The organism is Roseateles sp. GW821-FHT02E12 (assembly GCF_059421665.1).
Genome location: NZ_JBWKVK010000003.1, coordinates 266,260 through 279,813 on the forward strand (window position 1 = coordinate 266,260; position 13,554 = coordinate 279,813).

11 protein-coding genes are annotated in these 13,554 nt (G+C 68.2%); 4 read left to right on the forward strand and 7 right to left on the reverse strand.

Features of this window, described 5'->3' with window-relative positions; genetic code table 11:
• Window positions 1-8: 8 nt before the first annotated feature.
• The 6 genes from AC07V5_RS19160 to AC07V5_RS19185 form a co-directional block, all read right to left on the reverse strand.
• Complete coding sequence (locus AC07V5_RS19160; protein WP_495117304.1) at window positions 9-1,496, reverse strand: tryptophan halogenase family protein; 1,488 nt, start codon at window positions 1,494-1,496, stop codon at window positions 9-11.
• A complete protein-coding gene (locus AC07V5_RS19165; protein ID WP_495117305.1) occupies window positions 1,493-3,001 on the reverse strand; it encodes an ATP-binding protein in 1,509 nt (502 codons plus the stop codon). Before AC07V5_RS19165 ends, AC07V5_RS19160 begins: the two co-directional genes overlap by 4 nt.
• Window positions 2,991-3,710 (reverse strand): response regulator, encoded by a 720-nt coding sequence (locus AC07V5_RS19170; RefSeq protein ID WP_477934763.1) that lies wholly within the window; start codon window positions 3,708-3,710, stop codon window positions 2,991-2,993. The genes AC07V5_RS19165 and AC07V5_RS19170 overlap by 11 nt, the downstream gene beginning before the upstream one ends.
• Window positions 3,707-4,948 carry an ABC transporter substrate-binding protein gene (locus AC07V5_RS19175; RefSeq protein WP_495117306.1) on the reverse strand — a complete coding sequence of 414 codons (1,242 nt, stop codon included), beginning with the start codon at window positions 4,946-4,948 and terminating at the stop codon, window positions 3,707-3,709. The genes AC07V5_RS19170 and AC07V5_RS19175 overlap by 4 nt, the downstream gene beginning before the upstream one ends.
• Window positions 4,949-5,160: 212 nt before the next feature.
• Window positions 5,161-7,518, reverse strand: coding sequence for an FtsX-like permease family protein (locus tag AC07V5_RS19180; protein WP_495117307.1), 2,358 nt, complete (start codon window positions 7,516-7,518; stop codon window positions 5,161-5,163).
• Window positions 7,511-8,212 carry an ABC transporter ATP-binding protein gene (locus AC07V5_RS19185; protein ID WP_495117308.1) on the reverse strand — a complete coding sequence of 234 codons (702 nt, stop codon included), beginning with the start codon at window positions 8,210-8,212 and terminating at the stop codon, window positions 7,511-7,513. Before AC07V5_RS19185 ends, AC07V5_RS19180 begins: the two co-directional genes overlap by 8 nt.
• A 132-nt stretch (window positions 8,213-8,344) precedes the next feature.
• Here AC07V5_RS19185 and AC07V5_RS19190 point away from each other — a divergent pair, with 132 nt between their 5' ends.
• From AC07V5_RS19190 to AC07V5_RS19200, 3 genes are read left to right on the forward strand one after another with little or no spacing between them, the layout of a single operon-like run.
• The gene (locus AC07V5_RS19190; RefSeq protein WP_495117309.1) at window positions 8,345-8,932 is read left to right on the forward strand and encodes a hypothetical protein; all 588 of its coding nucleotides are present in this window, start codon (window positions 8,345-8,347) and stop codon (window positions 8,930-8,932) included.
• A gap of 11 nt (window positions 8,933-8,943) precedes the next feature.
• Entirely contained in the window at window positions 8,944-9,969 is a 1,026-nt protein-coding gene (locus tag AC07V5_RS19195) for a sensor histidine kinase (protein WP_495117310.1), read from the forward strand.
• Complete coding sequence (locus AC07V5_RS19200) at window positions 9,966-10,718, forward strand: LytR/AlgR family response regulator transcription factor (RefSeq protein ID WP_495117311.1); 753 nt, start codon at window positions 9,966-9,968, stop codon at window positions 10,716-10,718. The genes AC07V5_RS19195 and AC07V5_RS19200 overlap by 4 nt, the downstream gene beginning before the upstream one ends.
• On the opposite strand, the gene AC07V5_RS19205 is transcribed toward AC07V5_RS19200, so the two are convergent.
• A complete protein-coding gene (locus AC07V5_RS19205; RefSeq protein WP_495117312.1) occupies window positions 10,711-11,814 on the reverse strand; it encodes a serine hydrolase domain-containing protein in 1,104 nt (367 codons plus the stop codon). The genes AC07V5_RS19200 and AC07V5_RS19205 overlap by 8 nt on opposite strands.
• 400 nt (window positions 11,815-12,214) lie before the next feature.
• Between AC07V5_RS19205 and urtA the strand changes: the two genes are divergently transcribed.
• On the forward strand, window positions 12,215-13,471 hold the full coding sequence (gene urtA / locus AC07V5_RS19210; protein WP_495117313.1) for an urea ABC transporter substrate-binding protein: 1,257 nt from the start codon (window positions 12,215-12,217) through the stop codon (window positions 13,469-13,471).
• Window positions 13,472-13,554: the final 83 nt, after the last annotated feature.

A 13,554-nucleotide genomic window follows, 5' to 3' on the forward strand; every position in this document is an offset into this window, starting at 1 on the left:
AGCGTGAATCACCCTGTCAGATGACGGCGGTGTGAGCCGAATGCCCGCGCCATCTGGCTCAGTCGCTGTTGGGCCTGGGCTGCGGTGATGGCCTGCGGTGCCGCACGCAGCTCGGCCGGGAAGCGGCCCATGCCCGCGAACAGGCAGTACCAGGAGGGGCGCAGATACATCAGCCCGGCGCCATGGCGCTCCAGCTCGGCCTCGAAGTCGCCGCCGCGGTCCCACACGTCGAGCAGGCTGGCGAGCCGGTCCGAGATGTTCCTGTTCGCACGGTTGGCCCGCCAGTAGTCGGTGTCGCGGCGCGTGTTGAGCTGGTAGTGGGCAACGACATAGTCGCGCACGCCTTCGAACATCTCGCTGACGCGGCGGTTGAACGCGTCCTGCCCCGTGCGACCGAAGTGGTCAGCCTCCTGGGCGGCGATGAACTGCTCCACGCTGAGCTGGATCAGCATCAGCGCTGTCGCCTCCAGCGGTTCGATGAAACCTTGCGCGAGACCGATGGCGACGCAGTTCTGCCGCCAGTGTTGTTTCACGCTGCCCACGCGCATGCGCAGCCGGCGTGCCGTCGCGCCTTCAGCCGCGGGGCCGAGGTGCTCGCGCAACTCGCGCTCGGCCTCGTCGTCGCTGACGAAGTCCGAGCTGTAGACATAGCCGTTGCCGTAGCGGCTTGTCAGCGGGATCTGCCAGGCCCAGCCGTGGCGCAGCGCGGTCGACACGGTTTCGGACGGGATGTCCTCGCCTTCGACCAGCGGCGTCGGGATCGCGATGGCGCGATCGTTGAAGAGGTTGTCGCGATAGGCGTGGAAGGGCTCGCCGAGCGCCTCGGTGATGAGCAGACCCTTGAAGCCGCTGCAGTCGACGAAGAGGTCGGCTTCGATGCGTGCGCCGCTGGACAACTGCAGCGCGGCGATATCGCCGTTCTCGTGCTGCTCCACGCGGGCGACCGTGTCGACGACATGGCGCACGCCCAGCCCGACCGCATGCTCGCGCAGGAAGACGCCCAATCGCCCGGCATCGAAGTGATAGGCGTAGTCGGTGCCGAAATCTGAGTCGTCCGAGTAATGCGGTGCCCGGCGCTGGCGGGCCAGCTCGGCGGCGAGGAAGAAATCCTGCGGATTCGCATCCGCCGCCTGGCCACGCCGGCGCAGGCAGGCGTTGGTGAAGAACTGGTTGCCGAGCTCGCGGTCCGCCTCATTGAAGAAGGGGTGGACATAGCTCTCGTACCCCGCTACCGAACTCCAGCCGGGGAAGCGGATGCCGCACTTGAACGTTGCATCGCACGCCGGCATCCAGTCACGCTCGGCAATGCCCAGCGCCCGGAAGAAGTGGCGCAAGAAAGGCGTCGATCCCTCGCCGACGCCGATGGTGCCGATGTCGGCCGACTCGATCAGCGTGACTTCGACACCGAGCCTGGCCCAGCGGTGCCGCAGCAGATTGGCCGTCATCCAGCCGGCCGTGCCGCCGCCGACGATGGTGATGTGTTTCGGTGCGGTCATGCAGCAGGCAAAGCCAGGCGAACTTCAAAGCCGCCATTGGGGTGATTTCGGAAGCGCACGCTGCCGCCATGGTCGGCGACGATCTCGCGCACGATGGACAGGCCCAGACCCAGGCCCTCCTTGCGCAGCGCGGCGCCATGGTCCAGCCGCGTGTAGGGCTGGCCCAGGCGCGCCAAGGCGCTGTCCGGCACGCCAGGACCGTGGTCGCGAACGGTCACCAGCACCAAGCCTTCCTCGTCGCTGCCCACGCTCACTTCCACCGGCTGCTCGGCATCGCCGTAGAACATCGCGTTGTCCAGCAGATTGCCGATGGCGCGCTTCAGTGCCAGCGGCTTGCCGAACACGGTCAGCGGCTCGTTCTGCAGTTCGATCTTGTGCCCGCCCATGCGCGCGTCCCGCACCATCTTCTGCAGCACCAGGTCGATGCGCAGCGGCGCGCGGTTCTCGTGGATGTCGGTGTCCTTCACGATCTGAAGCGCGGTCTTCACCATCATGTCCAGTTCGTCCAGGTCCTCATGGAACTCGTCCTGCACGGCGGTGTCGTCCAGCAATTCGCTGCGCAGCCTCAGCCGCGTGATGGGCGTTCTCAGGTCATGCGAGATGGACGCGAACAGGCGCTCGCGGTCGCCGATGTAGCGGCGGATGCGCTCCTGCATGTCGTTGAAGGCCTCGATGGCCTGGCGCACCTCCTGCGTGCCGCTGACGCGCAAGGGCTTGGGCGCCACGCGCCGGCCCACGCGCGCGGCCGCCTGGCTCAAGCCGGCGAGTGGCCGCGTGATGGCGCGCACGGCGATCAGCGTCAGCAGCACGGCCAGGCCGAGTGCCAGCAGTTGCGGCGTCAGGCGTTGCCAGGTGAAGAACTCCAGCTGCTCCAGGAAGTAGGGGTCGGGCAGGGTGCTGCTGAGGTAGAGCCATACGCCCGGCTCCGTCTCGGCCTGGATGACGAGGAAGGGTGCGGGCCGCTCGGCGGCGATGAGGGACGGTTCGACCCAACTCTCCGGCAGGTCGCTCAGCAGCGCGCCGCTGGGGGACACGGCCAGGCCGAGGGGCGAGGCCAGCACCACGCTCACCGGCGTTCCCTTGGGCAACTGGGCCGTCAACTCCTGCGTGACCTGCTGCTCCAGCATGCGTGCCATGGGCTGGGCGGGCAGCGGGGCCACCGTTACGGCGGCGCTGTTGAAGAAGACGAGAAAGCGCGTGCCGCCCATCGTGCGCAGCTGCTCGATAAGCAGTGGCCGGTAGGCTGCAGGCAGCTCGCGCAGCGCACGCACCGCGCCGATGGCGCCGCTGGCGACGTGGTGCGCCGCCAGCTCCGTCTGCCGCCGCACACGTTGCTCCACCTGGCTGTACCAGACAAGGTTGACCGCGAGCTGCACAAGGGCCAAGCCCCCCAGCATGGCCAGCACGAAGCGGCCCTGCAAGCTGTCGAAGAGAAAGCTGCTGGCGCGCTGCGGCCAGCGCCGCAAGGGTGCTGGCGGCCCCGCGTCCTCAACCTCAGAGGGCATGCCTTGGCGTCACGGTCGTTGAGAACACATAGCCTGAGCCGCGCACCGTCTTGATCAGGGCGGGCTGCTTGCCATCGTCCTGCAGGCGCTGGCGCAAACGGCTGACCTGCACATCCAGCGACCGATCCAGCGGCCCCAGGTCGCGGCCGCGTGTGACCTCGGCGAGGCGGCTGCGGTCCAGCACTTCGCCAGGGTGCTCCACGAGCAACTTCAGCAGCTGGAAGTCCATGCCCGACAACGCCGTGGCCGTGCCATCGGGGTCAATGAGGCTGCGCTCCAGCAAATCCAGCGTGAAGCCGTTGAAGGCGTAGTAGCGCGGCTCCTTGGTCTTCTCCTGGCCGGTGCGGCGCGTGATGGCCTTGATGCGGGCCAGCAGCTCGCGCGGGTTGAAGGGCTTGCCGAGGTAGTCGTCGGCGCCCAGTTCCAGGCCAACGATGCGGTCGGTTTCGTCGGCGCTGGCCGTCAGCATGATGACCGGCACTTCGGAGCGGCGGCGCACCGACTGGCACAGCGTGAAGCCCTCGGTGTCGGGCAGCATCACGTCGAGGATGCAAAGGCTGATCTCGTCGCGGTGGCGTTCGAACTCGGCCATGAAGCTGGCGCCGTCGTGGGCCAGCAGTACCTCGTACTGGTTCTTCTCGAGATAGGTCTTCAGCAGGCTGCGGATTTTCTGGTCGTCATCGACGATCAGGATCTTGCGGGGGGTCATGGAACAGCTTTCGTCTTGGGGGCGAGCGCGCGCAGCAGGCCCTGCAGCTTGCGCTGGGCGGCGGCGGGCGTCTGGCTCGGGTCCAGCGCAAAGCGGTGGACGGTTTCGATGATGGCGTTCTTGCCGATCTCGCCAAAGGCCATGCGGTGCACGAGGCTGGGCACGCGCGGCGTGTTGGGGTTGGCGAAGAGGTGGAAGGACGCTTGCGCGCACGGGTCCAGCTCGTCCACCGGCACGTCGCGGCGCACGGGGATGGAGCCCTTGATGCGGTTGTAGCCCAGCTGCAGCGTGGCGCTGCCGAGCAACTCGGCCATCTTTTCCTGGTCCGCCTGGCTGCCGCCATTGCCGGCCAGCATGGCCAGCGTGTCGATGCTGTAGAGATGGGCCTGGGCGGTGCCCGGCACGGCACGGCACGAAAAGTCGCGCTCGCCTTCCAGCCCCATGGCGCCGAGCTCGCCGCGGGCCCAGTCGCCCATGATCATCATGGCGGCGCGCTCGTTGGCGAAGTCCGCCACAACGTCGGTCCAGGGCCGTTCGCCGGGCGCCACGCCACTGGCTGGCAGGGCGAGGTTGCGCCAGTTGCGCAGGCGCTTGAGCGCTCGCTCCAGCGCCGGGTCGTCGAAGGCACTGAGGTCGCGCTGCTCCAGCATGCGGCGGTAAAGCGCCGGACCGGCTTCGCTGAGCAGCATGGCCTCGAAGATGGTGGCCACCTGCCAGGGCTCGTCGCTGAAGGCCACCGGCGTGATGCCGGCTGCGCGCAGCTTGACGGCGGCACGCTCCAGGCCGTCCCAATCATTGGGCGGCTCGATGCCATGGCGCTTCAGCAGCGCCTTGTTCAGATAGAGGTTGTTGATGCGCTGGATGCCCAGCGGCGCCGCCACGATGTGGCCGCGTACCGTCACCTGGGCCATCACCTGCGGGAACATGACCTTGGCCCAGTTGCGCTTGGCCGCCACGCCGTCCAGCTCCAGCAGCAGGCCCATGTCGGCCCATTCGTTCATGGACGCGCCGTTGAGCTGCGCCACCTTGGGCGCCATGCGGCGCAGGATGCGCTCGTTCAGCACCTTGATGGCGGGGCCGCCACCGCCGCCGGCCACGGCGCCATCAACCCACTTGAGGCCGTTCTCGGCCATGCGCGCAGCGACGTGGTTGGCCGCGGCGCGCTCGCTGGCGGATGTCCACCAGTGCAGCACATTCAGCTCACCGCTGCCCTCGGCCGCGGGTGTGGTCGCGGGCATGGTCGCAGTGGGGCCGGCCGCCATGGCCGCGCAACTCCAGGGCAACACCGCCAACGCCAACATGCGCCGCATCTTGCGGGTCGCCCGGCAGCGCCAACCTTGCGTTTCGTACGACTTCTGTAATGTTGTGTGACTCAAGGACGCCGCCGACTGCCGGGAGGCGTGGATTGTCTTGAGAAGTGCTTCAAATAGCGATTGGGGCTTACCGTGACTCAGCCATATGCAAGGGCTTGTGCAGCGGGAATTCGCAGCGCACGGCGTGCGGGCAGGGCACAGGCGACAAGCGAGATCAACGCCATCAATCCAAGCCATCCGAAGGCCACGCCAGCGCTCGGCACCAGCCGCCACGGCACGCTGAACATGATGCGGCCGAAGGCCACTTCGAGCAGCGCGCTGAGGGGCAGGGCCAAGGGCAGTGAAATGAACCAGGCGAGCACGACGAGGGTCAACCCCTCGACCTGGACCATCGCGAGGATGGCGCCATCACGTGCGCCGATGGCGCGCAGCACGCCGATCTCGCGCTGGCGCTCCAGCACGGCCAGGCCCATCGTCGAGGCCAGGCCCATCGCGCCGACGGCGATCATCACCAGGCCCATCGCGCCGAGGAAGTCGACCACCATCAGCAGATGGTCCTCGACGACGCGGCGGCTCTCGGCCTGGGACTGGCTCCCGGCGATGGAGGTGCCGGCCTCGGCGAAGGCCTCGCGCAATTGCTGCACGGCGTCCAGCAAGGCGATCGGTGACTCGGGGCGTTCCAGTCGCAGTACGAGGCTGGTGGCGAGGTCGTTGCCGGCCAGCGCATCGAGCGTGGCGCGCGAGGTGTAGGCGATGGCCTGCGGGCCGCTGTCGACGAGGCCGACAATGGTCCAGTCGCGATCGGCGATGCGGTGTTGGCTGCCGACGGTGAGCGCAGGCTGCTGCCGCTGCAGCAGGCGGCTGACGACGAGTTCGTGCGCCGCGCCATGGCCCAGCCAGCGGCCTTCGATCAAACGTGGCTGCAGCAGCTCGCCCGCGGCGGGCACACCCAGCAGCGTCAGTGGCTCGCTGCCCAGGGCCGTGCGCAGGCCGCGCCAGGCCTCGGCGCCGGCGATGCCGGGCACGTCACGGGCCAACGCCTCCAGTTTGGCCGCGGGGGACGGCGCACCGACGCGGATCTGCAGCTGATAGCGCTGCGCGCTGAAGAGATCGTCCACCGAGCCGCGCACGGCGCTGCGCAGATTGGCAGCACCCAGGTAGACCGCACCGCCGATGGCCAGGGCCAGCACGGTCAGCAGCATGCGTTGGCGGCGGCGGAAGGCATTGCCGATCGACAGCAGCAGCGGCCGCGCCCAGCCGCCCAGCAAGGGCACGAGGCGAGCGGCAAGGGCACCGCGCTGCAGGCTCAGTGCCTGGCCTTCGCGGGTGATGCCGATGTCGCGCAGGGCCTCGCCCACCGGCCGGCGCAGGGCCGCTCGCACGGGCAGCGCGGCGGCAGCCAAGGGCAGTGCCAGGCCCACGACGAGCTGCAAGGCGACAGCCCATGCCGGCGTGGCAACGCCGTCGAGCGGGAAGTTCAACAGCTCGGCCTTCAGCCCGCCGTAGACGCGACCCAGCCACAGCGCCGCCGGCAGGGCGATCAAGGATGCGAGCAGACCGAGAGCGCCAGCCTGCGCCAGCACCATCGCGCCAATCTGTGTCGGCGATCCGCCCAGTACCTTCATGACCGCGATCTCGCGCGTCTGGCCGGCCAGCATGGCGCTGACCAGGTTGACGACCAGGAAGCCGCAAGCGAGCAGCGCCAGCAGGCCGAAGGCGCCTTGCGTCATCAGCAGCGAATCCATCTGCGCGGCATGGATGTGTTGGCCGGGTTCGGGCACGTCGACGTTCTTGACGGTGTAGCCAGCCGCTGCGAGCTTGCTCTTCAAGCCTTCGACGCTGCGGCGCACCTCGGCGCGCGTCGGGTGCTCATCGCGCATGCGGACCTGCAGCTCATTGAAGCCCAGCGGCGCGCCCAGCTTCGTCAGCGCAGCCTCACTGCCATACAGGTAGACGAGGTTCTCCATCCAGCCCGGCGCCTGGCTGACGTCACGCACCAGGCCGCGGATGTCGACCGACCGTGTCTCGGCGCCGGCCAACTTGAGGGAGATGGGCTCGCCGACGTTGGCGCCGGAGAAGTCCAGCGACGAGCGTTCGATCCACAGGCCATCTTCAGTGGGCGGCCATGCGGTGGATTCGTTGCGCAACCGCGCGATGTCGGGGCGTTGGAAGTCATCCAGCGACACGACGACGGCATTGCGCCCGCGGCCATTGGCCTGCACGGCGGCCATCACGCTGCGCCGCAGCCGCGCGGCAGCGATGTCGGGTTGGGCCTTGGCGATGGCCAGGGCCTGGGCGTCGGTACGGTCCAGCACCAGCGTCGCTGACACCGGCAGGCTGGTGCGATAGCCTAGGTCGGTGGCGCGCTCGACCAGAGCCCAGGCGTTCAGCACGACGCCAGCGGCCATCAGCCCCAAGGCTACCGCCAGCACGACGAGCAGGCTGCGCGCGCGGTGCTTCCAGAGGTCGCGCCAGCTTTTCAATGCTCTAAGCATGGCGGCGATCCTCGACAAGGCGGCCGTCGCGCAGGCGCAGACTGCGCTGCACCTGGCCCAGGGCCGCGGCTTCGTGCGTGACCATGACGATGGTGACGCCCTGTTCGCGCGCCAGCTCGGCCAGCAGCGCGAGCAGCGCCTTGGCATTGGTCGAATCGAGGTTGCCCGTCGGCTCGTCGGCGAGCACCAGGGCCGGCGCATTGGCCAGCGCCCGCGCCAAGGCCACGCGCTGCTGCTGGCCACCCGACAGTGCGGCCGGGAATTTGTCGGCCTGGTCGGCGACGCCCAGGCGTTCCAGCAGGGCCCGTGCTCGCTCGGGCCGCTCTGCTGCAGGCCACTGGTCGCAGAAGTCCATGGGCAGCATGACGTTCTCCAGCGCTGTCAGCGTGGGCAGCAGCTGGAAGAACTGGAAGACCACGCCGACGGCCTTGCCGCGCCAGCGCGACAAGGCCCGCTCGGAGATGGCGCGCAGGTCCTGGCCGGCGACGCTGAGCTCGCCGCTGCCGGCGCGGTCGATGCCGGCGAGCAGGTTGAGCAGCGTCGACTTGCCGCTGCCCGAGGGGCCGACGACGGCGACGAACTCGCCGGCGGGGATGTCGAGGTCGAGATCGGTCAGCGCATGGAATTCGCCGCCCGCGAGGGGGTAGCTCTTGCCGACGCCGCGCAGGCGGATGAGGGAAGTTTTGGTGTCCATGGCGGCCAATGTAGGAAGCCACGGGGTCGACCGCGCACCGTTCGACGGCGCCGTTCTGCCACTCGGCGAATCGGGCTCGCCAGGCGCCGCGCGCATCGCGATGCTGGCGGCATCCCTTGTTTTGGAGACGCCATGAAAGCCCTTGTCCTGTCTTTTGCTCTCGCCTTCGCTGGCCTCGCCCACGCGCAGCATGGTGGTGCCGCGCCCGCCGGCGCGACCGCCGTGCCGGCCGAGGCCGCCCAGTTCGACTTCCTCGTCGGCCAGTGGGAGCTGGAGGTGGCGCCCAAGGTCAGCGGCCTGGCCGCAATGATCCACGGCGCGCCCAAGCTCGTCGGCAGCTGGAAGGCCTGGAAAGCCTTCGACGGCTATGGCCTGGACGACGAGTTGCGCATCATCGACGCGTCGGGCAACCCGCTGTCGCTGAATCACAGCCAGCGCATCTTCGACGCCAAGACCAAGCGCTGGCTCATCAGCGGTCTGGATGTCTACCGTGCCCGCTTCACCAGCGCCAGCGGTGTGTGGCAGGACGGTGAGATGCGACTGGAAGGCAGTGGCCAGAACTCCGAAGGCAAGCCGATGCTGACGCGCACACGCTTCATCGAGATCACGGCCGACCGCTTCAAGATGCGTCAGGACCGCTCCTATGACAATGGTGCGAGCTGGGAGGAGGGGACGCTGACGGTGGTGGCCAAGCGCGTTTCGCGCAAGGCGGCTCGATAGGCGGAGCAAGGATGGGGCGAACCTGGATCTGGGCGCAATGGCTGATCGGCTGGCTGCCGGTGGCCGCGCTGTTTGCGGTGCTGATGATGACGGTGCATGGCGCCGGCTTCGCGTCGGCCCTGCATTACTCGCTGCGGCTGATGGCGACGGCGGCGGTGCTCGGGCTGGCGGTGCACCGCTTCACCGCGCGCCTGCCCTGGCCGCACCCGCTGAAGTTCAGCTTCGTTGCCAAGCACGCGCTCGGCGCGGCCCTGTACGCGGTGGCCTGGGTGGCGGCGAACAGCGTCGTCGAGAGCCTGGTGGTGGGCCGCGTCGTCGTGGTGGTCGGGCCGGGGCTGCCGGCCTATCTCGTCACCGGCGTGTGGTTCTACGTGATGATCGCCGGCGTGGCCTACGCCCAGCGCGCCGCCGCCCGCAATGCACAGCTGGAGGCGCTGCAGGCGCGCAGCCAGTTGGCGGCGCTGCGGGCCCAGCTGCATCCGCACTTCCTGTTCAACGCGCTGCACACGGTGGTGCAGCTGATCCCGCTGGACCCCGAGCGCGCTACGCGCGCGGCCGAGCAGCTGGCGGCCCTGCTGCGGGCGAGTTTCGACAACCCACGCGAACTGGTCACGCTGCGCGAGGAGTGGGCGGTCGTCCAGCTGTATCTGGATATCGAGGCCATCCGCTTCGGCGAGCGCCTGGTTGTCGATGCCGAGTTCACACCCGAGGCGCAGGCCGCGCCGGTGCCCAGCTTTGCGCTGCAGACCTTGGTGGAGAACGCCGTGCGCCACGGCGCCGCGCCGCGCGTGGAGGCGACCACGGTTCGCGTGAGGGGGCGAGTCGAAGGTGAGACCTTGATCGTCACCGTCAATGACGACGGCATGGGCGCCGAGCCCGCCGCGCTGGAAGCCGGAGGCACCGGCCTGCGCCGACTGCGTGAGCGCCTGGGCTGGCTCTACGGCGGCAGCGCATCGCTGTTGTTGCAGACCTCAACCGGCCAGGGCCTGCGCGCCGAGCTTCGTCTGCCCTTGAAGCCTCTCGAAGAGGAAGAATGACCGCCGTTACCGCGCTGATTGCCGACGACGAGCCCATTGCCCGCGCCGGCCTGCGCCATCTGCTGCGCGGCCTGCCCTGGTTGCACTGCGTGGGCGAGGCAGCGGATGGCCCGGCAGCGCTGGCCGAGATCCAGCGCCTGCGGCCCGAGCTGGTCTTCCTGGATATCCAGATGCCTGGGCTGCTGGGCACCGAGGTGCTGCGGCGCCTCGTCGAGGCCGGCACGCCGGCGCCGCCCCTGATCATCTTCACGACGGCTCATGCCGAGCACGCCATCACCGCCTTCGAGCTGGGCGCGCTGGACTATCTGCTCAAGCCCTTTGGCGCCGAGCGCTTGAACGCGACGCTGGAGCGCGTGCGCGCGGCACTGGGCGAACCCTGCCCGCCAGCGCTGGAGCGCCTGGCCGAGCTGCTCGGCCGTGGGCCGCTGACGCGCCTGTTCGTGCGCAGTGGCGCGGCCATCGTGCCGGTGGCCGTGAATGACGTCAGCCACTTCGAGGCGGTGGGCGACTACGTGGGCGTGCACGCGGGGGGGGCCGAGCACCTGCTGCACCTGGCGCTGGCGCGGCTGGAGGAGAGGCTGGACCCGCAGCGCTTCGTGCGCATCCACCGCGGCTGCATCGTCAACCTCGACGCGGTGCAGCGCTTTCGCCGCCAGGCCAACGGCCAGCTCAGCGCCGAGCTGAAGGACGGGCGCGCACTGCCAGTCAGCCGTAGCCGGTCCCAGGCCTTGCGAGACCTGGCTACTTGATCGCCGGAAGGATGTAGTTGTCCAGCACGGCGAACGGCTGGTTCTGCGCATTCGAGTTGTAGTTCTCCCCGGTGAACACCACGACCAGGTCGAGCGTCGGGACCACGAAGATGTATTGGCCGCCGTTGCCGTTGGCGTAGAACATGCTGGCGGTCTTGCCGTCGTAGCCTTCCACGCTGCGCCACCACAGGTAGCCATAGCCGTTACGCGAATCGCCCCCGGGGAAGGCGGTGTGCTGGCCGGTCGATTGGGCAATCCAGGCGCTCGACACCAGCTGCACGCCGCCCCACATGCCTTTTTGCAAAGCCAGTTGGCCGATCTTGGCCATGTCGCGCGGCCGCATCTTGATATGCCCGCCGGTGTCGGTCTGCTGGCCGCCGTTGTAGCTGGCCCACTGCGCGGTCTTGATGCCCATGGCGTTGAACAGATAGGTGTCGGCCAGCGCAGGGATGGACTTCTTGCTGGCTTCTCCGAGCACCCGGCCCAGGGTCACCGGGTTGCCGGTGCAGTATTGAGTGACAACGCCCGGTGTCGTGGACTGTGGCAGGTTCAGGTAGAACTGAACCCAGTCGGCCTGCTCGTACATCCTGGACTCGTTGCCCGGCGAGCTGTTGTCCCAGTCGTTGCAGGCCAGGCCGCTGCGCATGGTCAGCAGGTTTTCGAGCGTGATGCCACGCTGCAAAGCCGGCGCGCCGGGATAGGCGGCGCCGAGGTAGTTGGCGATCGGATCGTTGACGCTGCCGATGACGTGCTGGTCGATGGCGACGCCGATCAGCAGCGAGGTGATGCTCTTGGTTGCCGAGCGAAGGTCGTGCAGCGTGTCCTTGTCGTACCCGTTCCAGTACTGCTCCACCACCGGCTTGCCGTGGCGCTGGATCAGCAGGCTGGACAAGCCGTGGCCTGCGGGCAGCGTGGACACGGCGCGGCTCAGCAGGCCGGCGTCCATGCCCACGTCAGCGGCTGCGGACAGGGTCCATTGCTCCGTCGTGTCAGCGGGGACGGCTGTCGGGCCGGAATCGCTAGAACCACCGCCGCCGCAACTGCTGAGGCCGAGGCAGGCGATGCTGCAGATGATCAGCCTGAGCTTTGGGGTCATGCGCTGGGGCCGCTGAGGGCTGGGATGGTTGACGGGAGTTGGTGCGAGGAGGGCATGGGTCGTGCACCCCCGCGGTGCTGCTCCCGGCCGCCAGCATAGGGGCGGCTTCGCCCTGGCCCCGGGAGCGCGAATCCCTGATCCAGGGCATGTCGCCCCGGGGTGGGCGAGGGGGCGCGCCAGGTCTTGCGCGGCTTGGCTGGCGAGCACGAACCGGGCGCGTGCGGTCCGCCTTGGTGCAGTGATTCATGCTGCAGTACACCAACGGTGCCAGTTGCACCATAACGGTGGCATCGGGCGTGTCCATCGTGGGGTGTGACGAAGTTCACGGGCTGGCACGGGCCTTGCGGACGGTGCCATCGGCTACCGAACTTCATCCCCAACCCCTCTGGAGGACACCCCGATGCTTCGCCGTTCTGCCCTGGCCCTGGCCGCTTCTGCCGCCGCCGCTCTCCTCACCCCCACCGCCTACGCCGCCGACACCATCAAGGTCGGCGTGCTGCACTCGCTGTCGGGCACCATGGCCATTTCCGAAACGGTGTTGAAGGACACCGTGCTGATGGCCATCGACGAGATCAACGCCAAGGGCGGCCTGCTCGGCAAGAAGCTGGAACCGGTGGTGGTCGACCCGGCCTCCAACTGGCCGCTGTTCGCCGAAAAGGCCAAGCAACTCATCTCGCAGGACAAGGTCGCCGTCGTGTTCGGCTGCTGGACCTCGGTGAGCCGCAAGTCGGTGCTGCCGGTGTTCGAGCAGACCAACGCACTGCTGTTCTACCCGGTGCAGTACGAGGGTGAAGAGCTGAGCAAGAACGTGTTTTACACGGGTGCCGCGCCCAACCAGCAGGCCATTCCCGCTGTCGAATACCTGATGAGCAAGGACGGTGGCGGCGCCAAGCGTTTCGTGCTGCTGGGCACCGACTACGTGTACCCGCGCACGACGAACAAGATCCTGCGCGCCTTCCTGAAGTCCAAGGGCATCCCCGAGACGGACATCATGGAGGACTACACCCCCTTCGGCCACGCGGACTACCAAAGCATCATTGCCAAGATCAAGAAGTTCGCCGCCGAGGGCAAGAAGACGGCGGTCATCTCCACGATCAACGGCGACTCCAACGTGCCCTTCTACAAGGAACTGGGCAACCAGGGCCTGAAGGCGACCGACGTGCCGGTGGTGGCCTTCTCGGTGGGTGAGGAAGAGCTGCGCGGCGTGGACACCAAGCCGCTGCAGGGCCACCTGGCCGCGTGGAACTACTTCATGTCCATCAAGGCCCCGGCCAACGATGCCTTCATCAAGAAGTGGAGCGACTACGCCAAGGCCAAGGGCATTGCTGGCCACAAGGACAAGCCGCTGACCAACGACCCGATGGAAGCCACCTACATCGGCATCAACATGTGGGCGCAGGCCGTCACCAAGGCCAAGAGCACCGACACCGACAAGGTCATCGCCGCCATGGCCGGCCAGACCTTCACGGCACCGTCGGGCATCACGTCCAAGATGGACGAGAAGAACCACCACCTGCACAAGTCGGTCTTCATCGGCGAAGTGAAGGGTGACGGCCAGTTCAACGTGGTGTGGAAGACGCCCGGCCCCGTCAAGGCCCAGCCGTGGAGCCCGTACATCCCCGAGAACAAGGGCAAGAAGGACGAGCCGACGAAATAAGACCCCCCCGAGGCGCCAAGGCGCCTCCCCCCGGGGGGCGCCGCCAGTGGCCTGGCAAAGCCAGTTCCACGGCGGCTGCTGGA